At 48.5% G+C, this 23,616-nt stretch carries 17 protein-coding genes; 12 read left to right on the forward strand and 5 right to left on the reverse strand.

The window, feature by feature from the left end:
* Positions 1 to 190: 190 nt before the first annotated feature.
* Together ACOQOZ_RS00920 and ACOQOZ_RS00925 are read right to left on the reverse strand one after the other, a co-directional pair.
* The gene (locus ACOQOZ_RS00920) at positions 191 to 3,334 is read right to left on the reverse strand and encodes an efflux RND transporter permease subunit (protein WP_420590404.1); all 3,144 of its coding nucleotides are present in this window, start codon (positions 3,332 to 3,334) and stop codon (positions 191 to 193) included.
* Between the two features lie 3 nt (positions 3,335 to 3,337).
* Positions 3,338 to 4,483, reverse strand: a complete 1,146-nt coding sequence (locus ACOQOZ_RS00925; RefSeq protein ID WP_420590405.1) for an efflux RND transporter periplasmic adaptor subunit — start codon at positions 4,481 to 4,483, stop codon at positions 3,338 to 3,340.
* Positions 4,484 to 4,763: 280 nt separating this feature from the next.
* Between ACOQOZ_RS00925 and abc-f the strand changes: the two genes are divergently transcribed.
* The 4 genes from abc-f (at position 4,764) to ACOQOZ_RS00945 (ending at position 8,596) form a co-directional block, all read left to right on the forward strand.
* Positions 4,764 to 6,698: a ribosomal protection-like ABC-F family protein gene (abc-f, locus tag ACOQOZ_RS00930; RefSeq protein ID WP_420590406.1), complete on the forward strand. Its 1,935-nt coding sequence runs from the start codon at positions 4,764 to 4,766 to the stop codon at positions 6,696 to 6,698.
* The gene (locus ACOQOZ_RS00935; RefSeq protein ID WP_420590407.1) at positions 6,695 to 7,198 is read left to right on the forward strand and encodes a hypothetical protein; all 504 of its coding nucleotides are present in this window, start codon (positions 6,695 to 6,697) and stop codon (positions 7,196 to 7,198) included. Before abc-f ends, ACOQOZ_RS00935 begins: the two co-directional genes overlap by 4 nt.
* Before the next feature lie 19 nt (positions 7,199 to 7,217).
* Complete coding sequence (locus tag ACOQOZ_RS00940; RefSeq protein ID WP_420590408.1) at positions 7,218 to 7,445, forward strand: DUF2835 domain-containing protein; 228 nt, start codon at positions 7,218 to 7,220, stop codon at positions 7,443 to 7,445.
* Positions 7,446 to 7,570: 125 nt separating this feature from the next.
* A complete protein-coding gene (locus tag ACOQOZ_RS00945) occupies positions 7,571 to 8,596 on the forward strand; it encodes a quinone-dependent dihydroorotate dehydrogenase (RefSeq protein ID WP_420590409.1) in 1,026 nt (341 codons plus the stop codon).
* Positions 8,597 to 8,686: 90 nt separating this feature from the next.
* Here the strand turns inward: ACOQOZ_RS00945 and rmf are convergent, their stop codons facing one another.
* A complete protein-coding gene (gene rmf / locus ACOQOZ_RS00950; RefSeq protein ID WP_068659711.1) occupies positions 8,687 to 8,881 on the reverse strand; it encodes a ribosome modulation factor in 195 nt (64 codons plus the stop codon).
* Positions 8,882 to 9,039: 158 nt separating this feature from the next.
* Between rmf and rlmKL the strand changes: the two genes are divergently transcribed.
* Entirely contained in the window at positions 9,040 to 11,238 is a 2,199-nt protein-coding gene (rlmKL, locus tag ACOQOZ_RS00955) for a bifunctional 23S rRNA (guanine(2069)-N(7))-methyltransferase RlmK/23S rRNA (guanine(2445)-N(2))-methyltransferase RlmL (protein WP_420590410.1), read from the forward strand.
* A 150-nt stretch (positions 11,239 to 11,388) separates the two neighbouring features.
* Here the strand turns inward: rlmKL and ACOQOZ_RS00960 are convergent, their stop codons facing one another.
* Positions 11,389 to 12,786 carry a solute carrier family 23 protein gene (locus ACOQOZ_RS00960; RefSeq protein WP_420590411.1) on the reverse strand — a complete coding sequence of 466 codons (1,398 nt, stop codon included), beginning with the start codon at positions 12,784 to 12,786 and terminating at the stop codon, positions 11,389 to 11,391.
* A gap of 270 nt (positions 12,787 to 13,056) precedes the next feature.
* The gene (locus ACOQOZ_RS00965; RefSeq protein ID WP_420590412.1) at positions 13,057 to 13,644 is read right to left on the reverse strand and encodes a hypothetical protein; all 588 of its coding nucleotides are present in this window, start codon (positions 13,642 to 13,644) and stop codon (positions 13,057 to 13,059) included.
* A gap of 109 nt (positions 13,645 to 13,753) precedes the next feature.
* On the opposite strand from ACOQOZ_RS00965, the gene ACOQOZ_RS00970 reads away from it, so the two are divergent.
* The 7 genes from ACOQOZ_RS00970 (at position 13,754) to ACOQOZ_RS01000 (ending at position 23,513) form a co-directional block, all read left to right on the forward strand.
* Entirely contained in the window at positions 13,754 to 14,506 is a 753-nt protein-coding gene (locus ACOQOZ_RS00970) for a TSUP family transporter (RefSeq protein WP_420590413.1), read from the forward strand.
* 78 nt (positions 14,507 to 14,584) lie between these two features.
* Positions 14,585 to 18,196: an Ig-like domain-containing protein gene (locus tag ACOQOZ_RS00975; protein WP_420590414.1), complete on the forward strand. Its 3,612-nt coding sequence runs from the start codon at positions 14,585 to 14,587 to the stop codon at positions 18,194 to 18,196.
* Between the two features lie 184 nt (positions 18,197 to 18,380).
* The gene (locus tag ACOQOZ_RS00980; RefSeq protein ID WP_420590415.1) at positions 18,381 to 18,773 is read left to right on the forward strand and encodes a MarR family winged helix-turn-helix transcriptional regulator; all 393 of its coding nucleotides are present in this window, start codon (positions 18,381 to 18,383) and stop codon (positions 18,771 to 18,773) included.
* A gap of 114 nt (positions 18,774 to 18,887) precedes the next feature.
* Positions 18,888 to 19,754, forward strand: a complete 867-nt coding sequence (locus ACOQOZ_RS00985) for a serine aminopeptidase domain-containing protein (protein ID WP_420590416.1) — start codon at positions 18,888 to 18,890, stop codon at positions 19,752 to 19,754.
* Positions 19,755 to 19,879: 125 nt separating this feature from the next.
* Positions 19,880 to 20,992, forward strand: a complete 1,113-nt coding sequence (locus tag ACOQOZ_RS00990; protein ID WP_420590417.1) for a YheT family hydrolase — start codon at positions 19,880 to 19,882, stop codon at positions 20,990 to 20,992.
* 14 nt (positions 20,993 to 21,006) lie between these two features.
* The gene (locus ACOQOZ_RS00995; RefSeq protein WP_420590418.1) at positions 21,007 to 21,747 is read left to right on the forward strand and encodes an enoyl-CoA hydratase/isomerase family protein; all 741 of its coding nucleotides are present in this window, start codon (positions 21,007 to 21,009) and stop codon (positions 21,745 to 21,747) included.
* Between the two features lie 140 nt (positions 21,748 to 21,887).
* Entirely contained in the window at positions 21,888 to 23,513 is a 1,626-nt protein-coding gene (locus tag ACOQOZ_RS01000; RefSeq protein ID WP_420590419.1) for a sulfatase-like hydrolase/transferase, read from the forward strand.
* Positions 23,514 to 23,616: the final 103 nt, after the last annotated feature.

The following is a 23,616-nucleotide window of genomic DNA, read 5'->3' on the forward strand; positions in this document are numbered from 1 at the left end:
ACATTTATTTAAGACTTTTTTAGTTTTTTTTAATTTTTTCAGTAACTTGCGCGAATTTAAGGCATTTTGAACGGAAACTGATCAGAGTTGTTTAATCGTTGTTCATTTCTGGTTTTGAGAAAAACAGAAAAAAGCCGCCGATGAAATTTTCAGCGGCGGCTTTTTACGTACTAACGACGGGTTCAGCGAATCAGGCGTTAGCAGCGGCTTGTTTAGCAGCCTTCTTTGCGCGGCTCTTCTGTTTCATATTTTCGCCCAATACCAGCAGGCAAGGGGTCATAATCAACGTCAGAATAGTAGCGAAGGTCAAACCACCGGCAATCGCCGTCGATAGCTGAGTCCACCACTGGGAGGATGGTGCACCAATAGAGAACTGACGATTCATCAGATCGATATTCCATTGCATAACCATTGGCATTAGGCCGAGCACGGTGGTGATGGCGGTCAGCATCACCGGACGCAAACGTTGTGCTCCGGTCCGTAAAGCGGCATCCAATGGCGCTATACCATCGCGAATCAGGCGATTAAAGGTATCGATCAGAACAATGTTGTTGTTCACCACAATGCCCGCCAGAGCGATCACGCCAAGGCCACTCATAACAATGCCGAAAGGCTCGCCACGAATCAGCAGGCCAAACAATACACCAACAATCGACAGCACAATCGCGCTCATGATTAATCCGGCGTTATAGAAGCTGTTGAACTGAGTCACCAGAATGGTGGCCATCAGGAAGATGGCAATACCAAATGCTTTGCCCAGGAAGGCGCCGGTTTCGGCCATCTTCTCAAAATCACCGCGGAAACGTGGCTCAACACCGGCTGCACGCCAATCAAACTGCTTCAGTTCTTCTGTCAGCTGCAGAATCTTATCGGTTGGATTAATTCCTTCCTGTACGTTGGCAGTCAAGCGGTAGCGGCGTTTGCCATCGATACGGACAACGTCACCAGATTTTGGCACAGCAATCCGTTCCATAAAGTTAGAAACCGGTACCAGGCCATGGGCGGTCTGAACGTTAAACTGTGAGAACTGGTCAATGTTGCGCGCCTGAGTTGGGTAGCGCAGCATGATTTCGACTTCTTCATCGGTGTAATCTGGTTGGAACTCACCCACTTTCTGTCCACCGGTGATCATTCGAATCATCGATCCGGTGCTGACAATATCGGTGCCAAAGCGGGTGGCTTTTTCACGATTGATATCCAGCTGCCATTCGATACCGTCCAGTGGACGATCATCCCGTACGTCTTTCAAATCCGGGTCGGCTGCAAAAATGGCTTTTACTTTCTCCAGCATAGGAACAATGTCCTCGGCGCTGGCGGCGGTAAATTGCAGCTGAATGTCGGCACCAGCAGATGGCCCGTTGGCTTTTTTCTGTGTTTCAACAATGATACCGGCTATATCGGCGGTGCGTGCTTCGATATCCTTTAAGATTTCGTTTGCAGTGCGGCGGTGTTTCCAGTTAACCAACTCAATCTGAATGCGGCCAACCACGTCAGCGGCGGCTTCATTCGGTGGGCGTACAAAAGTGGCTGTGTAGATCGACTCAATCTCCGCCATATCGAAGATTCGTGCTTCAACCTGCTGTACCAGTGCTTCACTTTCTTCGATCGATAAATTCCCCCGGGCACGCACGTCCACCAGGCCAACATCGATATCAACATCCGGGAAGAACTCCACACCATGTCCCAGCTTGCCGTAGATAATGAAGGATAAAACCAGAGCCGTAACTGCCGCACCGAGGATCTTCAGTGGATGGTGCAAAGCGCTGTTTAATACCCGGATGTAACCGCCGGTAAAACCGGAAAGCTCGTCAAAACGACCTTCTTCGGCAGCTTTCACCATATCCAGTGTTTTCAGGTTCTGGGTCGATTGTTTACCCACTAAGGCGCCAATGGTTGGTACCACAATCAACGCCATCACCAGAGATGCGCTGAGAGTAAACAGCAGGGTCAGCGGCAGGTACTTCATAAACTCGCCGGTGGTACCTGGCCAGAACAGCAGAGGCAGGAATACCGCCAGGGTCGTGGCAGTCGATGCAATAATTGGCCAGGCCATACGCTTGGCCGCTTCACCGTAGGCGTGGCGGGCAGGCGCGCCCTCAGCCAGGCGTCTGTCAGCGTATTCAGTTACAACAATGGCACCGTCGACCAGCATGCCAACCGACAGAATCAGCGAGAACAGCACCACCATATTCAGGGTGTAGCCCATCATGCTTAAAACAATCAATGCCATCAGGAAGGCGCCGGGGATGGCCATGCCGACCATAAAGGAACTGCGTACACCAAGGCTGGCCAGGATCAGGATCATTACCAGCAGCGTCGCCACCAGTACGTTGTTAAACAGGTCGTTTAACATTTCTTTGATCTGGTCGGATTCATCCTGTGATAAGCCCACCTGAATGCCATTGGGCCAATAGGGTTGAACTTCTTTAATGATGCCTTTTACGTCATCCAGTGTATGAATGATGTTAGAGCCAATACGCTTCTTAATTTCCAGTGTAACGGCTTGTTTGCCATTCACCCGGGCGCTGTTTTTGCGATCTTTGTAAGCGAGGCGGCCGACGGCGATGTCGCGGAACAACACCACATCATCACCGTTCGCTTTAACCGGTAATTCCAGGATGTCGGGAATACTTTCAACCAAGCCAGGTACCTTGATACCAAAACGACCAACACCGGTATCCAGGTCTTCACTGGCAACCAGCTGAGCGTTATTACCCACCAGGCGGCCCAGTTCTCCCAGCGTCAGGCCATAGTTGTCCATGCGCGCTGGATCAACAATGATTTCAGCAATTTCTTCACGTTTACCACGTACTTCCACTTCTAATACGCCTGGTAGTGCTTCCAGGCGATCTTGCAGGTCGTTCGCAACGGCATACAAAGCGGACTCGTTAATTTCACCTGACAGGGTGACAACCATCACCGGGAATAACGCGACGTTAATCTCTTTGACTTTCGGTTCATTGGAATCGGAAGGTAATTCGCCCTTGGCGTCGTCGACCTTCTGGCGCACGTCCAGTAATGCCTGATCGATATCAGTATCGGTGTAGAACTCCAACTGAATCGATAGGTGACCGGCGGTGGCGGTGGAAATCATTTCTTTTAAGCCATCCAGAGCCCGCAGCTCTTTTTCCAATGGCTTGTAGATCAGAGTGTCGGCATCTTCCGGAGAAATACCGTCGTGATTAACCGAAACGTAAACCAGTGGCACAGTAATGTCCGGATTACTTTCTTTCGGGATGGTCACCAGGGTGACAATACCTACTAAAGCAATCAGGCAGAACAACATTAAAACGGTTCTGGAGCGGTGCAGGGATGCATCAATTAAGCTGTTCATGACTTATCCTGCCGTCAGTGCGGTTTGTTCATCAGCAGCTGGCTGAGAAGTAGGCTCACTGGTTTCGCTGTGCATTTCTTCGCTGACGAATACCGGCTCAACCTGCTCACCGTATTCAACAAAGCCCTGGCCGACGGTAATGATGTCAGCCTGTTCGCCTAAACCATAAACCCAAACACCATCGTTATCGGCTTTCAGCAGGCTGATTGGACGGAAGACCACTTTGTGTTGCTCGTCGATACCTTTTAAGCCCAGCTGACCATCGTCACTCAGAATCAGCAGCGCGGGAGATACGTGATAGGCGTGTGTTTCCGGCTGAGGTACGTGAATTTTCGCTGTCAGGCCACTGGTCATCACGCCACTAGGGTTGTCGATTTCCAGTTCAACCGGGAAGGTACGGGTCTGGCTGTCCGCTTCGGCGGCAACAAAACGAATTTTGCCATCAACGCGACTGCCATCGACCAGAATGGCGTAACCGGGGTCGCCGATGTGCACATTGGCGGTCTCAATTTCCGGTAAGTTGCCCACAACCAGGTATGGTGAGAAATCGAGCACCGTGATAATAGCCTGTGAATCTTTAACGAAATCACCGACTTCCACCATGCGCTGGTCAACGATGCCATCGAAAGGCGCGCGGATTTTGGTGGCGTTAACCTGAATGCGTGCCTGAATCATTTCAGCTTCAGCATTTGCCAGTGCGGTCTGGGCCTGGGCCAGTTGTGCTTCGTTGGCTAAATCTTTGTTAAACAGTTTTTGTGCACTCTGGGCCTCCAGCTGACGTTGCTTGAGGCTGGCTTTGGCTTGTTTCAGTCGGGCTGGCCAGTCGCGTGCATCCAGCTCAACCAGAACATCGCCTTTTTTAACCATTTCACCTTTGGCTTTGGTGATTCGAACGACTTTAGCGCGAATCTCTGAGCGCAGTTCAACCCGACGGTTAGCAGCGGTATGAGCTGATACTAAGACGTCGCGTTGAGTCGCCTGACCCTGCATGCGTTCTACCTGAACGCGTTTTAAACCAGTTTCCATGACCAGAGGGCGGGGGTTAGAAAATTCCTGTTCCGGGCCTAGGCTGCCGCTGGCGACCCAAAGGATCATGCCCAGAAACAAAACGATGGCAGCGAAGTGCCCCTGATTCAGATGTATTGTCATTATTGTGTTTCCGTCGTTAAAACGAGTTTTCTGTGCTGTTCACTGGTAAATCGGTGTTTACCAGTGATTTCATGCCATAAATATCAGCTTGTGGCGTGATGTTACCTCACAAGCCGGTTGGATAATCCAATCGGCTTTTTTACCTTAGAAGACGGTGGAAGTAAGTTGTTTATTTGCAAAGTTATTAGCAACACTATGTTGCAAATATAGGACAAAGCCAATGTTTTATTTATTCAAGTATACTGCGCGCTTTGCCGCAAAATTAAGGTGATATCCGGTAATGATGTTAGTGCAGTTGAAACAGGTTGAGCTGGCTTTTGGCGATCATGTGTTGTTCGACAAAATCGATGCTGAAGTCCACTCAGGTGAGCGGGTTTGTATCGTTGGTCGTAATGGTGCAGGCAAGTCGACACTGTTAAAAGTGCTTAGCGGCGAAGTGATTCCTGACGATGGTTCTGTGGTTCGCCGGGACATGTTGCGGGTATCGGTCTTGCAACAGGAGCTTCCGCAAACAACCGACTCACCGGTTTACGATGTGGTGGCCGAAGGCCTCGGTGAGTTAGGTCATGCTATTGCTCTGTATCACGATGAAACCGCCAAAGGTGAAGCGGCTGATCTCAAGTTACTGGAAAAGCTGCAGAATCAGATTGAAGCAGCCGACGGCTGGAGCTGGCAGCAGAAAGTAGATGCCATTATCCAGAAACTCAATCTTCCGGGAGAAGCCAGCTTCGCATCACTCTCAGGTGGTTGGCAGCGTCGTGTGATGCTGGCCCGGGCATTGGTGGTCGAGCCGGAACTGCTGATTCTTGATGAGCCAACCAACCATATGGATGTGCCCACGATCGAGTGGTTGGAAGAACAGTTAAAACAATTTAATGGCTCGCTGGTATTCATCAGTCACGACCGGGCATTTGTACAAAATCTTTCAACCCGGATTTTCGATCTTGATCGCGGCCATATTTATGAGTGGCGCGGCGACTATCAGAGCTTTATCAGCCACCGGGAAAAACGCCTGGAAGATGAAGCGGCTCAGAATGCCTTATTCGATAAGCGTCTGGCGGAAGAAGAGAAATGGATTCGCCAGGGCATTAAAGCACGTCGTACCCGTAACGAAGGTCGGGTCGAACGCTTGAAAGAAATGCGTAAAGAGCGCAAAGCCCGTCGGGAAGTTACCGGCACCGCCAACCTGAACCTGGGTCAGGCGGAAAGCTCCGGTAAGATGGTGTTTGAGATTCAGAATCTGTCCTATGCCTGGCAAAAACCTTCTTCAGACGGTGAACGGGGCGAATCTGTACCACAGGTCGATAACTTCACCACCAATGTACTGCGTGGTGACCGCATTGGATTGGTTGGCCCTAACGGTGTGGGCAAAAGTACCGTATTAAAGCTGTTGTTGGGCAAGCTCGAGCCGCAACAAGGTAAAATCAAAGTCGGAACCAAGCTGGAAGTTGCCTATTTTGATCAGGCTCGCCATCAGTTAGACGAAGAGAAGTCGATTGCCGATAACGTTGCGGACGGCAAAGACCATGTGATCGTTAACGGTAACTCACGTCATATTATTGGTTACCTGGGAGACTTCTTATTCTCCGGTGAACGTGCCCGCACGCCGGTCAAAGCCTTATCCGGTGGTGAGCGCAACCGGGTGTTGTTGGCCAAGCTATTCCTTAAACCCTGTAACCTGCTGGTAATGGATGAGCCAACCAACGATCTGGACGTGGAAACGCTGGAATTGCTGGAAGAGCGGCTGCTGGAATACAACGCCACATTATTACTGGTGAGTCACGATCGTGCCTTTATCGATAACGTGGTCACGCAGCTGTGGGTGTTTGGTGAGAATGGCCATATCGACGAGCAAGTGGGTGGTTACAGCGACTGGCAGGAGCGTAAGCAAGCGCTGGAAAAACAGTTCGGAAAACCAGCTGCTCAGAAGTCCGCTGTTAAGAAACCAGAGCCGGTTAAAGAAGCCACCGCAGAGCCAGCACCCCAGAAGAAAAAGCTCAGCTATAAACTGCAGCGTGAGCTGGACAGTCTGCCGGATCAGATCGCTGAAACCGAAGCCGAGCGTGATGCTCTGTTGGAACAAAGTAATGCTGCCGACTTTTATGCCGGTGATGCTGACAATGTTCAGAAAGTGCTGGCTCAGTTGGCTGAAAAAGAAGAAAAACTGGAGCAGCTGGAAGAACGCTGGCTGGAACTGGAGGAGATGACCGAATGACCTGGTTAATTATCGCCGGTGTGGTGATGGCCATTATGGGCTCGGTATTCTGGCTCAAACCCAGCGCCCGTGATGCCCGATTGGCAGACCTGCGTTTTAACGCCATTCGCAGTGGCATGCAGGTGCGTCAGTTTACGTTTAAGCCCGATGCCGCCAAGACCGGTGTGCGCGATGATATTACCGCGACCAGTTATACCTGGTTGAAAAAAGCAACGTCACACGAAGACGTTGCCGGTGGTGAATTGCAATTCAGCGTGGTGCGTCAACCCGCCTGGGATCAGGAGTTTCTGCCGGAAGGGTTAAGCTGGCATTATAAAGGTGACGAGGCGCTCGCCAGCCAGCATGCCAATAAGCTTGCCGCACTGCTGCCTGTATTGTCGGATGAGCTGTTAATGCTGGAAGTGTATGAGCGACGGGTGCTGATGATGACGTCCGAAAAGCAAGGTGCTAATGCCGAACAATACCTGGCCTTTTTGCAAGCGCTGTTGCCTTCGGACTAACTTAAGCCGGAACTGATGTATGAGTAATCCAAGTATTATTGTGGATCTTGCCATCTCCGCGGATGAATATCTGAGGTTTTACCAGGGCTCAGCCAAACTGGTGAGTGCGATTGCGATCGACGGACGCCGGGTACAATTCCCGGCCAATATTCTGCAGAAGATGGTCTCCCGGGAAGGCATTTACGGTCGTTTTATTATCGAGTTTAACCGCGAAGGTAAATTTCAGCAGATACAGCGTATCGGCTGAGCGGAATGCCAGCTCTGGCATTCCTTCATCATTTTGATTTTCCCTGCATAAGATCATCTACATCTGCCGTCGGCTTGCGTATAATGCCGCGCAATTTAACGATTGTGGCTTATGAGAGGTAGAAAATGGCGGATTGGTACAGCCTGACCCGACAACTGTTTTTTCGTTTAAGTGGTGAAACCTCCCATGAGCTGGGGCTTGATCTGCTGGGAGCTGGCGAACGTCTGGGCCTGTTGCAGTTTATGGCGCCTCAGGTTGCTGGTTTGCCAACTAACGTAGCGGGTATCGAATTCCCGAACCCGGTTGGTCTGGCCGCTGGCCTGGACAAAAACGGCGACTATATCGATGCCTTTGCCCGTTTAGGTTTTGGCTTTATCGAAATCGGAACTATTACCCCTCGTCCTCAGCCGGGCAATCCTAAGCCACGTTTATTCCGTATTCCCGAGCGTCGCGCCATCATCAACCGTATGGGTTTCAACAACAAAGGTGTTGATCATCTGGTTGAGCAGGTGAAAAAAGCCAAATACAAAGGTGTTCTGGGCATCAACATCGGTAAAAACTTTGATACGCCGGTTGAAAATGCTACTTCCGACTACCTGATTTGTCTGGAAAAGGTGTATCAGTACGCCACGTATATCACGGTGAATATTTCGTCTCCGAACACCCCCGGGCTGCGTACGCTGCAATACGGTGATGCGTTAAAAGAGCTGCTGGAGCCGATTAAAAAACGCCAGAAAGAACTGGCGGAAGAACACGGCTATAAGCCGGTGTTTGTGAAAATTGCACCGGATATGGATGAAAACGAAGTTGAGATGGTGGCGCAGACCCTGATCGATACTGAAATTGACGGTGTTATTGCTACCAATACCACGCTGTCACGTGACGGTGTTGAAGGCCTGAAACACGGTGATGAAGCCGGTGGTTTAAGTGGTGCACCGGTTGAAGAATTATCAACGGAAACCGTTGAACGTCTGGTAAAAGCACTGGACGGCAAGCTGCCTGTGATTGGTGTGGGCGGTATTCTTGATGGCAAAGGTGCGGTTGAGAAAATGGACGCTGGGTCTCAGCTGGTTCAGGTTTACTCCGGCTTTATCTATCGTGGCCCTGAGCTGATTGGCGAATGTGTTGATGCCATTGCGGCGATGAAGTAGCTCCTTTCAGAATTAAAAAGCCCGGCGCTTTAGCCGGGCTTAGCCTCCCTGGAGAGGAGGTCTGGGTTTTAACGGTAGAACCGTAGGTCGCTAAACAGCGATTTTATGAACTCCAGAAACGCCGGTGTAACCATCCCAGTGGTCTGCCCGGCCAGAACGCCATCCGGCGAGCCAGGCATCGCGTTGAGTCCCCATAGGGGCAAGATCTTTTGAACGGCGCTCGACACCTGCGCGATAACCTCGTGCAAAAGCTCTTTCCTGCATGTCGCGTTTCTGTTTTTTCATATTTAGCATCCTCGCTATATTGGAAACGATCGTCCGGCAAAAACTCGCTGGACGGCTATTTTTGTACCGCGAGTGGTGCACAATGTTAATGAACTATTTTTTATAAGCAGCGTGTCTTTTGCTGCTACAAACTATTTGACGAGATGGGTTTTATCACCATGCAGAATGAGTCATCGGTACCAAAAATGCGCTGGTTAGCGGCTTGCCCCAAAGGTATTGAACCTTTACTGGCGGCGGAAATCAGGGACTTAGGTGGCGAAGTTGAACGAGAAACCCACCTTGGCGTGTTGTGGCAGGGCGACTTACAAACCGCTTACCGCTTCTGTTTGTGGACACGTCTGGCGAGCAGATTGTTGTTTCCGTTACATGAAAGTCAGGTAGACAATGTCGACCAACTTTATGAGGTGGCGCGTGCCGTAGACTGGCAAACCGTATTTCCGGTGGGCGCGTCGTTTCGCATCGACTTTCACGGCAAAACCGACTTCGTACGTAACACCCAGTTTGGTGCTCAGCGTGTAAAAGATGGCATCGTGGATTGTTTCCGTGATGAGCTGGGCGCACGGCCTTCGGTAGATAAAGATGGCGATGTACGTATCGAAGCTCAGCTACGTAAAGGCAAGCTGGCGCTGTACTTCAATGTCAGTGGCGACAGCCTGCACCGTCGTGGTTATCGTCTACAGCCGGGCAAAGCGCCATTAAAAGAAAACCTGGCAGCGGCGATTCTGATTCGCTCCGGCTGGCCGGAAACTCTGAAAGAAGGTGGTCATCTGGTCGACCCAATGTGTGGTTCCGGCACATTACTCATCGAAGCAGGCATGATGGCGGCGGATATTGCGCCGGGTCTGAACCGTCAGAAATGGGGTTTCGAACGCTGGCAGCGCCATAATCGTAAAATGTGGATTGAGCAGGTCGAAGAAGCTCGCCAGCGTCGAACCGATGGTCTGGCGGCAATGAGTAATCGTTTATACGGGTTCGATATCGACCCGGAGCAATTAAACGCTGCGAATAAAAACCTCGAGCGTTCCGGTTTAAAAGACAAGGTTCATCTGGAGCGTCGTTCGATTGAAAATCTGCGTATTCAGAAAGAAACCGCTGAGCAGGGCGGTATGGTGGTGTGTAACCCGCCGTACGGTGAGCGCTTAAGTGAGCTGCCACAGTTAGCGCCGCTGTATCAGGATTTTAACGACGCCACCTTGCGTCTATTACCGCACTGGAAATTAGCGGTATTCACCGGTAATACCGATTTATCAAAAAGCATTCGTCGTCCATTGGATAAACAATACCGTTTTATGAACGGTAAAATTCAGACACGGTTATTGGTATTAGGCGCGGCTGATGAGAAGTCATCCGCACCTGCTCCAAGCCGGATTCGTGGTCCGGTGGAAGCCTTTGCTAACCGGCTGAAAAAGAATTTAAAGCCGTTAAATAAATGGGCGAAACGCGAAAGTATTCAGGCTTATCGCATTTATGATGCCGATATTCCGGAATACGCCGTAGCAGTGGATTTATACCGCGACTTTAATTCGGAAGCGGAATGGCTGCATGTGCAGGAATACGTGCCACCTAAATCCATTGATGAAGAAAAAGCCGAACGTCGTTTATTGGATGTGTTAGCAGCGTTGCCGGAAGTGACTGGAGTTGCGGCTGAGCAGATTATTTTAAAGCGCCGTGAGCGCCAGTCAGGCAAGCGTCAGTACGAGAAACAGCAGGACGTTGAGTCGCGCCGTTTCGAGGTGATTGAAGGTCAGGCTAAGGTTCTGGTGAATCTGAAAGATTACCTGGATACAGGCTTATTCCTCGATCACCGTCCAACTCGACTGGATATTGCTAAGCGTTGTGTAGCATTGCCGAAAGGTTCTCGCATGCTGAACCTGTTCTGTTATACCGCTGTCGGGTCATTACATGCAGCCATCGCCGGAGCAAAAACCACCAGTGTTGATATGTCCCGAACCTATCTGAATTGGGGTAAAGACAACTTCACGGCCAACGATTTAAAAATCAGTGATCATGAATTTATTCAGGCCGATTGTATGCAGTGGCTGAAAGATGCCGCGCAGGATTCTGAAGCAAAATATGACCTGATCTTTATGGATCCGCCTACCTTCTCCAATTCGAAACGAATGGAAGGGGTACTGGATGTTCAGCGCGATCATGTGCAGTTAATTCAGGATGCCATGGCGCTGTTAAAGCCAGACGGTTTGTTAATCTTCTCAAATAATTACCGTAAGTTTGAGATTGATAACGAAGCGTTAGCGGATTTTGATATTCAGAACGTCAGTCACAAATCAGTTCCGCAGGACTTTGCTCGCCGTAAAAATATTCATATGTGTTTTCACATTCGTCGCAAAGCTTCCTGAGGTATGTCAGCGGCCGGGCCCCGGCCGCTGATTCAGTCTTTTATTTCTCTAATCTTTTTTCTTTTTTCTTTTTACTTTGCTTTCCGGTTAATACAAAAAAGGCCCATACATCTCTGTATGAGCCAAGTCGGGGAGGGTTGTTAGCCTGGCTTATGCTTTGGCTTCTTCCTCTTTCGAGTTGTCTGCAAAAATCACTTCGTCTTCCGGATCGTGCTTGCCAAGCAGTTTCGGGCGCTCAATCAGGAAGTACAGCAGTAAACCAATCACAATCGCATAGACCGTTGATTTTGGATCCGGCATTGCCAGTGTTACAGCAACGATGCCAGCAACACCACGCTCGGTTGGATTATCCAGCTGTTCCATACCTACCATGATACAAATATAAGCGGTCAGGATCAGAGTCAGAGACAGTGCGATTGGCAATACCGGTTTAAACATGGTTACCAGAGGCAGACACAACAGTGCCATTAAGCCTGCTAACCAGAAGGTACCGGCACCGGAATAAATCGAATCCATCGCTTTTTTACCCATGGCATAACGTTCCGCAACGGTGGCGTGCACCGCAGTGAATAATGGGCCAGATAAACCCGGCCATGGCGCCAGGAATGCGTGCAGAGCGTTACGGATCGAAGTTACAACGTGAACGCGATCAACGTTGATTTCGATTTTTTCATCATCACGCTCACGGTCAACACGTTCTAACAGAGTACGGCCAACCAGAATGTCGCCAAAGGCAATTACATACGCAATTAACGCCGTTGGAATAGCCAGTAAAAACATTTCTGGCTCAGGGAAACCGGTGGCAAAGATTAAGTAATCAGCCATTAAACCGAAGTCAGGATTAGTAATACCCCACTCGATATCAGGCAGAGGGTATTCACCTACAACCCAGCCAATAATCATGGCGATGATCATGCCCGGTACCATACCGAAGTTCGCGATTTTACGGGCAAATGCATTTTGCTCCATAACGTTTTTAAACGACAGCGAGAACAGGATATAGGCAGCAACCACAGAACCGGCGATCAGAGAAATTGGAGTGGAATCGACCCGGCCACCGGTTTTTAATTCACCCATTAATGCCGCAATACCGGCACCAATAATAATGCCTGACTTCAGTGAGTTCGGAATCACATTCACCAGCTTGGAACCCCAGCCGGTTAAACCCAGAATCAGGAAAATCAGCGTGACTTCAATTTGCAATGCAAACATGGCTTTAATGGCTTCTGGCCCTGGCTCATAGCCGCCGAGGAACAGTAATACCACCGGAATCGCTGGTGTAATCCAGCCCGGCACCATAGGCACACCCAATAATGCCGGCAGGATATAGCCCAGGCCTGCAATAAAGGTGAAGGCCAGAGCCGCTTCGTACGGCATACCGAGGTATTTCTGCAGCAGTGGGATCATTGCCAGACCCACCACAAACATAATGAACCCCTGGATCATTTCAGGGAATTCCCAGCGGTAATGAATGAATGGCAGACGGATTTTAAATGGACCCGCCGGCCAATATGGATGCTCGGCACCATGTTGACGTTCAATTGCCATTTTCGGCTCCTTAATATTTTTTCTAACGGAATTTCTTACGGTTTATCGAGGAGTGGCAATGTAATGATTGGCAACTGATAGATCGATAGAAAGCGCTGCCACCTTAGTCGAAATTTACAACCAAAGTATTAATGGTTTTTGCTTAATTTATACGTAGTTGTGCGAATAATACGCACATTCATATAAGTGAATATATGGGTATTATCCCTTGGTCTCAGGTGTCTGATCTGAGTTGTAATCAGTGATTTTGAAATGTTTATTCAGGAGTTTTTAACTTGTCGGAAATAACTGAATGGCTGGCTGTTCTCCTGAGAAGTCCGGCAGCAACCAGATTTTTTCAAACGGATGTGGCTGCAGATGTAATTGCGCCATACAGGTATCAAAATCTTTCTTCTGCAAGATAGGGCTGGCATTGCGGATAACCAGCCACACCCGTTTTGAATCGTAATGTTTTTCTGCTTTGCGGTTAAGAATATGAGTGAGGGCTGTTTGCAGGCGCTGTTGGCTGTTCATTTCCACCAGTTCCGATAAGTAGCGTAATGATTCGAGATCTTTGTTGCTTGTTCGTGGATGACTTTCCGGATCGACCTGATCAATCAGCTCTTTGGTCAGAAGTTTGGCCTCACTGGCACTGGCGTAGAGGTGTGCGATTTCCAGATCGAGCGGCTGATTGTTCAGGTGGCAGGAAATATCGGGTTTCGCTGGCTCGTTGTGCCAGATATCGCGCATTGGAGTATCAAACCGTTGTTCATACTGGCGCATAAACAGGCGTGCAGCATCCCGCTCCAGTTGACGTTTAATGGTCTCGGAGCGATTCAGAGGCTTGCCATCATGGTAATGGTGGATATCAGACGTCATAAAGTGAAAATTCCCCGGCGTTTAACCAGCTTGCCATAAATCACAGAATTAACACTGATTCTGATCAGGAATCACGTATCATGCCGGGGTCAATCAGAGGGGGCATATTTTGGAACTGAGCTGGGAAATTCTTGCACTACTGGCGGCGGTTGCTGTTGCTGCCGGTTTTATCGATGCCGTTGCCGGCGGCGGTGGCTTGCTGACGATTCCTGCTTTGTTATTCGCCGGAGTGCCTCCGGTACAGGCGATTGCTACCAATAAACTACAGGCCTGTTTCGGCAGTTTTACGGCTACCCGTTTTTTTGTGCGGGAGGGTTTGGTGTCACCGAAAAAACAAAAGTGGGCCATATTTGCAGCGGGTGTTGGCGCCATTATTGGTGCTATTGCGATTCAGCTGTTTGACAGTGAGTTGCTGGTACGCGCGATGCCATTTGGTTTGATGGCGATTGCCGTGTACTTATTATTCGCCCGGAATTTTGGTCAGGGAACGGGGAAGGCGAAACTTAAAGAAGGTCCGTTTAACGCAACCGTTGCGGGTGGAGTGGGTGTTTATGATGGCTTTTTTGGTCCGGGCACCGGCACTTTCTTCAGTCTTGGTTATAGCAAGTTGCGCGGCATGAACCTGGTTGATGCAACGGCTCATGCTAAGTTGTTGAACTTCACCACCAACATTGTATCGCTGGTGGTGTTTATCGCTTCGGGGCAGATTCTGTTTCAGATTGGTCTGGCGATGGCAGTGGGTCAGGCGATTGGTGCACGCTTAGGCGCGGCGGCAGCGGTCAAGCAGGGCGTCGATTTTATTCGTTATATGACGGTGGCCGTGTGTATCGCCATGAGTGTGAGTTTATTACAGGGACTGTAGGTGAGACTGGTATGCAAGTGATGTAATTGTTATTATTTGCCGCTAACTATTGGGTCAATAATTATTCAAGGACGATTTATGCTGCGTGCTTCTGGTTTGTTCGCGTCAGTGCTGCTGACGGCGACAATGTATTCACAATCGGCAGCCGCCGATTTATGTGGCAATAACACTGCCTCTGGCTCGGGTTATAAGTTGGCTTGGTCGACTGCGACTCTTGGCACAGGCCTTGGAGCTTCTGGCTTCAGTGTTTTTGATGCTGATCAGGATGGAAAAAGTGAATTGCTGTTCGGAAGTGGTAATGGCTTCGGCCAGAATGCCAGTTTCGTAGTGGTAAAATTTGACACCGAAACTTCTGCTTACACGCCTGTTTGCCAATCTGCTCCTGGCAATATCAAAATTAAAAAAATCATCAGCTTTTCCTCAAACTCTATCTCTCAGGGTAGCGCTGTTCTATATGGTGATGGCCGAATCGAGATCATTGATCATCAGTTGGGTTCTTTGGTTCAGAAGATAACAACCGGTATCAGTGATGTTAATGATATGTTACTGGCTGATGTGGATAACGATGGCATTGATGAACTTGCGGTCTTAACCAACGACGATATCAGCTTATATCGAGCTGATTCTTATGTGACAGATGGCAGTATTAATTATGGTTCAAAACGATTTGCGTCAGGTTCCTTTACAGCGTCTGATAAAACCCAGCTGGCGCTGAATAATGGCGCCGTTATCGAATATGAAGGCGGTAGTGCAACGTTAAAGTGGGATTATCGCTCAACCGGATTTTCTAATAACCTGGTTGCTGCGGGTGATCTTGATGGCGATGGTCTGGATGAAATTGTAGCAGCAGATAGCTGGTACAAGTTGCGTGCTTTTAATGCTGATAGCAAAGGACTGTTGTGGGAGCACACAGCAGACCTGGATATTGATGCGCTGACAGTCGCTGATCATGATGGTGACGATGTGCCCAACGTTATCTATGGCGATGGCCAGTGGGGCAAGGTTCATATTCTTAAAAATTCCGATGGCTCTTTCTTAAGCAGTGTTAGTAATCCGGATCATGGCGTTACCGGCATCGCAGTTGCGCAACTTGATGTTGATAGTGGCCTTGAGCTGGTGTGGGGGGCTGGTTACAGCTCAACCGGAGCCGATTATCTTTATATCCATGATATTGAGTCAGATACTCGCGAATGGAAAAGTGGTGAATCTGAGGGGCCTTATTACGGCGTTGCTATGGCTGATGTGAATAATGATGGGATTACTGATCAGTTGTATGCTTCCCGCAAGAGCGCTTCCGGTTCTAACGATGGCATCGTGTTTGCGATTAATGGGAAGGATGGAGGAAAATTGTGGCAAACCACTGGGAATACCTTTAGCAGAAATGCCTGGACTGGCTTGCATGATCTTGCGGCTGCTGATACCGACGGCGATGGTGTGGTAGAAGTTTTTGTTGCGACCGACCGTTTATATGACGGACGTATTTATGTTTTAAATGGCATGGACGGTAGCATTAAGCAGACCATTGAATTTCAGGATGGCGCGCCAATTTATTCGCTCGAAATTGCTGATATTGATAATGACCAGGAGCTGGAGATTATTGCTGGGGGCGGGAAGGAACACACCGGTTCGCCGGGGAATTATGTTTATATTGTTGACGGTAATGATTTTAGCTGGGCAAGCCCTTTTCAGTCATTAAACAACGGCTGGCAGGATATCTGGACAGTTGAAAGTATCGACTTTGATGGTGATGGTAGCCGCGAAATTGTTGCCCTGAATGATAAGTTTTATGTACTCGACCCGGATAATAATGGCCTGGTGAAATCAGATCTGACGTTATCTGCGGTTGCACAAACTGTTGATGTACATACTGGTGATGAGGTGGTTTATGGTACTGCCGCAGGTACCTTGTATCGTCTGAACGCCGACGCCAGTTACAACAAAATTGCTGAGATTTGTGATGGCAATGTTGTTGCGCTGGAGGCTATTACCCCGATTGTGATGGCCTTTAGTTGTGGCGGCCGTTTAGCGACCTATGACGTGGTTGGTGATAATGTTGAATGGCATAGCAGTACAGCGATTGATCCGAGTTTGGGTGTAAACGATCGCTTGGTGTACGCATCAGTTAACGGTAAGCGGTCATTGTTACTGGGTGGATTGCGCCCGCACTTATTTGTTGAAGGTAACGCGGGTTCTTCTGCGGAAATCACTGCACAGGATGCAAGCTTTAATGGTCATTTCCGCAGCGATGTCAGCGGAACACTCACTGCCGATTATTCTGGTACAGCTTCACTCAGTTATGCGATATATCAGCAGCCAACAAGTGGCAGTGTAGAAATAACCAATAAAGCCACCGGTGAATTCACCTTCACACCTAACAGAAACTACGTTGGTGCAACGGCATTTAAATTTGTTGTAAGTGATGGATCTGTTGCATCTAACATCGCGACAGTCACTATTACACTGGAGAATTCTCAGCCTGCTGGTAAAACTGAAACATTCAACAACCACTGGAAACGTTTAATGTTGGCCCAGTTAAGCGGCAGTGACGCTGATAATGACCCTGTCTCTTTCGAAATAACCCGCCAGCCTGCAAATGGCACACTGACTTTACTTGATGAACTGACGGGCGAATTCTCTTATATAAGTCAGTCTGCTTTAGCCACACAGATGAGTTTTGATTACCGCGTATTTGATGGTGCTGAATATTCTCCAACTCATACGGTTACGGTTATTCTGACCAATGACAAACCGCAGGCCGTCGTTAATGAATTTGAAACCTATTATTCGGTCAATATTGCATCACGTTTAACTGCTGAAGACACCAATGGCGATAGCCTGACTTTCGAGCTGGTCGAGCAACCTGCGCTTGGCACTGCCACACTGACGCCAGATGGTTTATTCAGTTATCAGGTCAGCGGTACCGAGGCTTATTCTACAGTGGTCAGCTACCGTGTGTTCGACGGTCGTGAGTGGTCAGATGCTGGAAGTATTAATATCCGTGTGATTGGTCAGACATCGGGAGGCAACAACGGCAGTGTTAATCCAGTAGTGATAGACGCTATTTCCGCCGATCGTTACTCTGCTGTAGGCAATGGCCAGGTTAACTTTTCATTAGCAGTTTCTGGCGGCTCAGGTAACTATCAATACCGCTGGGAATTTGGTGATGGCTCTGTGTCGAATGACAAGAGTCCATCTCATACATACAGCACTGCGGGTATGTATGACATTAAAGTTGTGATAACCGATAGCGACAACGGCGCCAACGTTGCACAAGGGTACTTAAAATTTCACCTACTGCCCGCAATCGAATCACCACAAGTGCAATTGCAGGTTTCGGTGATTGATGCCGTGCAAAGAGCGATCAACCTGACTGTTGAGATTGCCAATGCCGAAGGTAACTATCAGGTAATCGCCAATATGGGAGATGGCAGTCGTTTTGAAGTTCAGGCTAATAACGGCCAGGCTGTAATTCCGCATAAATACCAACAGGATGGTGCTTATAACATCACTGTTGAGGTCCATTCTGCCAATGGTTCATCACTGTCGGCACTGACTCTGGCAAACAGCGTTGTCAGCTTCGACAAGGGCAAGGTTGAAGGCGCGGATAACTCTGGTGGTAGTTGGTCTGCATTGTGGGCAGCGATGCTGTTTTTGATGATGTTCGCCGCACGCCAGCGTCGTTATGGCTAATTACAACCTAAAGTAATTTCAACCCCGCCCAGTAAGCGCTGCGCGGGGTTTTTTATTGTCAGTCTGACACAAATGACAGTCACCCCGGGCAGATCTGTCATTGTCTGAAGAATGTTTATATATAAACTAAATGGTACACATATTAACTATTGGATGATTGCTGTTGGATAAGCGCTTGTTTTTTATGCTGAATATGGCCCAGCGCAAGTTGTTTAATCACATCGATAAGATCTGTGAAGAGCAGCTGGACGCGCCTGTTACTCAGTTGGCGGCCTTGATGTACGTCTGTAAAAACAGCGGCTGCCAGCAAAGTGATCTCGCCCAGGCGCTGGCATTAAATAAATCCGGTGTAACGACTCTGGTGCGGCGTATGGAAAAAAACACGCTGTTAGAGCGACGGACCAGTGATCATGACGGCCGTGCCATGCAGCTGTTTCCAACCCCGGATGGGTTAAAAAAAGTCATGCAGCTTGGGCCTTATATCGATCAGTTAAACCAGGGTTTTCGCGATGCCTTCAGCGATGAAGAAATCGCCACAGTGCTTAAATTTCTAAATTACATTTTGAAGCGCTTTTAAACGCTTTAACGCCGCGTCAACTTCTGGCGCATTAAATCAGCAGTAGTACCCGTACATCCTGGGGAAGACTGCTACTCGTGTAGTAAACGCAGAAGTAAGAGAAGAGGTATCGCTATGACGATGCAAAAACAAACATTATCCACCACCGCCGGTCACGATATTGTCGCGCGTGTTTTTCCGGCTGAGAAAGGAACTGACATCAAGGGCGTTTGTGTCATTGCAACCGCCACGGGCGTGGCGCAGTACCTGTACGATGATTTTGCCAACTGGTTAACCGAGCACGGTTATACCGCCATTACTTTCGATTATGACGGTATCGGTTTGTCGGTAGATCGCCATGTGAAATACAGCAAAAGCGATAAACTAAGTTGGGCGCAATACGATTGTGCGGCGGTGATGAAGTTTGTTAAGCAGGAATTTCCTGAGCAAAAAGTGACCTGGATTGGTCACAGTGTGGGTGCTCATATGTTGGGCATGATGGAAAGTACCGATGATATCGATCATGCCATTACCGTAGGCGCGGGTACCGGCACCTGGTGGTATAACGCTCCACCAACCAAACGTGTGGCCTGGTTCTTATGGTATTTTCTGGTTCCGGCTGTGGTACCGGTAATGGGCTATTTCCCCGGCGATAAATTAAAAATTATGTGTGATATGCCAAAAGGTGTGATCATGCAGTGGCGTCGCTGGTGTCTGAAGAAAAATTACGCGGTTGAACATGAAGGCGAGTGGTTAAAGCAGCGCTTTGCTGACGTGAAAATGCCAATCACCTCACTGGCATTCAGCGATGACGATATGATGTCGATGAAAAACGTTGAGATGTTGCATGGTTTCTTTACCAATGCACCGCAAAAAATGGTGAAAATTACACCGGCGGATGTGAACCAGAAACGTATTGGCCATATTGGCTGGCATAAGAAACGTTACCGTGAGTTGTGGGATAAATACTTCCTGCCAGCGCTGGAGCAGAATTCAGCCTGATCTATGTAACAGATGATCACTCTTTTGTATGGAGTGATCATCTTATGTCTATGCATTTATGTAGACGCTGTCAACATTAAGCGATATCGTGCCAGACACTTCCAACTGAGATAGGTGAGGCCTGAATGGCGGTCTGGATTGTGTTGTCGCTTTTGTTTGCTCTGGCCGCAGGTTATTACCTGCTGCGGGTCGTTAAAAAGCCCGAGCTCATCTATCAATCAAACCCTGATAATCAGCGTCTATTGGCACAGCTGCCTATTCTCCAGCGCCGTTACTGGCCAACTCCGTGGATTTTTAATACTCACTTGCAGCTGTTATTTCTCGGTCTGAAAAAAGCGTTCGCCCCGAAGCTTCACTACGATCGCAGCGATCAGTTAATTGCGCAAGATGGTGGAACCCTGGCGGTAGAATGGCTGGGTACCGAATTGCCTGACGACACACCCACTCTGGTGTTGCTTCATACCATCTCTGGCAGCGCCCACAGCATGCGTGGTTTTGTGCGTTATATTCATCAGCACCTCGGCTGGCGGGTTGCGGTCTGTATCCGCCGTGGTCATTCGGGCTTGCCGCTGACCGCTGCAAAATACAACACCATGGGTTGCAGTGCAGATTTTCGTTTGCAGCTGCAACATATTGAAAACAGCTTCCCACAATCTCCGTTATTTGCCGTTGGTATCTCTGCGGGCTCTGGTGTACTGGCACGTTATCTTGGTGAAGTGGGTGAAAATACGCCGCTAAAAGGTGCAGTGGCCTATTGTCCGGGTTATGATCTGGAAATTGCTTTTCAACGTTCCCAGCCTTTTTATAGCAAGATGATGGCAAAAAAACTGATCCGTACGTTTTTAAAGGGTCAGGAGCAACATTTTGGTCATATGCCGGGTTACATGAAGGCATTGGCTGCAAACGATCTGCATCAGCTGCACGATCATATGTATGAAATCGCGGGTTTTGATAATTATCAGGACTATTTACTGGCAACCAACCCGGTTGCTTGTTTCGAGAATATTGCGGTACCGATTTTAATCATCAACGCAAAAGATGATCCGGTCTGTCATATCAATAATGCCTACGAAAAAACACAACAAATAGAAAATATGGCGAATACCATGCTGGTGATTACTGATCGGGGAAGTCACTGCGCATACTTCGAAGGCCTCACCGCCAAACCCTGGGCTAACCGCTTAATTGCAGACTATCTGAGATGTCTGGTGTTATCAGACAAACACAACGCTATTTAATAACCGGGATTTTTATGAGCCAGGCAATCACATTGGAGCACCAGGAATCCGTTGCTGTATTAACAATGGAGACGGCTGAGAACCGTCATAATCCGCAGTTTATTGCGGAGTTTCATCAACACCTGGATACGATCGAAAAGCACCAGAAAACCGGTGCGATTGTATTAACCTCAGCGTCGGAAAAAAACTGGTCCTTAGGGATCGATCTGGACTGGATGTCTGCTCCGGACAACGATGCAGCAGGGAATGCCCGGTTTATGAACGACGTTACCGGGCTGTTTAAACGGTTAATCAACTATCCTGTGCCTGTTATTGCGGCATTAAATGGGCACACGTTTGGTAACGGTTCGGTGCTGGCGTGTGCCTGTGATTTCCGTTTTATGAAGTCGGATAAAGGTTTTTTCTGCTTCCCGGAAGTGGATGTGTTTGTGCCTTTCTTCCCGTCGATGTTTCCGCTGATTAACAAGGCAATTCCTCAGACGTTCTTTAATCGTCTGGCGATGACCGGAGAGCGTGTTGGAGCACAACAACTGCTGGACCATCAGGTGGTGGAAGCCATTTTTGACGATGAGCAGACACTGCAGGCTGGCGTTATGGCGTTTGCTTCTAAACTAAAGAAAAATCGCTGGATTTATGGTCAGAATAAATCGCAGATGAATAAAGGAATCACTCAGGTAATGGAACAGGAAGATCCTGCATTTATCGAAAAAATGAGCCTTGTTCTGACACAGATGATGCAAAAAAATAATGCCTGAGTAATATCCCCGCAAATTGCGCTGCATTTTGCGGGATTTTTTGATTTGCTCTTCATTCTGAAAATATTCAGAGATATTGATGAATATTTTCAGGGCACGGTTTCTGCAAGAGTCATTGATTGTCTTGCTGGAGCTGTTCTATGAATTTCTCTCTGAAAGATTTTCTGTTTATAAAACTTCTGCTGTTCTATCTGGTCATGGCGATCACAATGGTGTGTGCTGATCCCGGAATATCGAACTGGATAGATTCACTGGCATACGATTTAAAGGAAGGCGATCCGATTGCTCCGCGGATTATCGTGCTCTTGGCAACATCCGCTTTTGTCTGTTTGCCATTGATGGTGAGTACGCTGTGGTTACGACTCCCCTTGTTTCTGCTGTTTGTAATCAGTCTTACTATTGGTATCAGTTTCCGCCTGATTAACGGACAGTTTTCCGTCTGGGAGGCGACGCTGTTCCTTAATGAATTTGGCTTCGCAGGCGATGCCATCAACGAATTCCTGCCGGAAATTGCTAAAGCTCTGGCTTTTAGTCTGGTTGCTGCATGCCTGTTATGGCTGACCAGGCCTGAATTACGGCTGGCTGCACCGGTACAGATATTGTTGTTTGCTCCACTAATGTTGCCAGTCATGTATTTGCATATTGCTAAAGGTGGTTATTGGATCACGCATTTTGCAATGCCGTTAAAAGTACCTTCGTCTTTGTATTTCGCCGCTCAGTATGCTGTATATCAGGGGGATCGGGATGACGCCCGGATCATTGCCGTGAGTCCGGTGGATTACAATATCATTCTGATTGTTGATGAGAGTATTCGGGGCGATTGGTTATCGATTAATAACCCATATTCAGCGACCACTCCATATCTTGAGCGGCTGGTTTCAGATCCGCACTGGAGTAACTTTGGTGTGGTCAGTTCGATGTCTAATTGTTCGGCCTCCGCGAACTTGTTGCTGCGCAGTGGGGTGCCTGAGTCGGCGTTACCTGAGGCGTCTGAGCGCTTATTCAAAGACGCCAACCTTTTCCAGTACGCCAGTGCAGCCGGTTTTGAAACACATTATTTTGATGGTCAGGTTAAGGGAAAGCGACTGAATAATTATTTTACCCGCAGTGAAATTGCAGACATCGACCAATACAAAGCATTTCGTAATGTGTATCAACTGGCGGATGAAGAAATAGATCAGCATATGGCCGTTGATACTGTAAAAGCGGTGGGTCTGGCTCAATCTCCGTTGTTTATCTACATCAATAAAGTGGGTACTCACTTTCCCTATGAATTGACGTATCCGCAAGTTCAACAAAATGAAGATGACGACAAACCGGATCATTATCGAAAAGCCTTAAGCTGGAGCGTTGATCATTTTATGCAGGTGCTGGTTGAAGGTTTGCAGTCACTGAACGAACCCAGCCTTATTTTTTATACCTCTGATCATGGCCAGGGGCTGGGTGAAATGAATATTCGTTCGACACATTGTTTGCCAAAACAGGTTCCCGATGTTCAGGCCAGAGTGCCCTTGCTGGTAGGAGCCATAAATATGGTTTTGGATGAGAATTGGCAGTCTTCCGGTGGTGAATACTCACAATTTCAGTTATTTCCCAGTGTGATCAAGTCGATGGGATTAACGATCGACATGCCGGATATGGCCCAGGACTTATCGACGCCCTGGGAGGGGAAAAGGCTGTTCTTATCCGGAGATATAACCGGGCGCGGTCAGCTCAGTCGTAATCCTTTTAAATATCGCCCTGAAGGGGAGATGGCTCGGAAGTAACGCGATTTGTTCCAGAAAGTTACCGCGCAATTTGGCTAACAATAGCGAGATTTTTTGCACTGTGGCGGGGCGAAAATACGGGTTATGATGTTTGCACGTTTTC

Source organism: Bacterioplanoides sp., from assembly GCF_965219715.1.
GTDB lineage: Bacteria > Pseudomonadota > Gammaproteobacteria > Pseudomonadales > Oceanobacteraceae > Bacterioplanoides.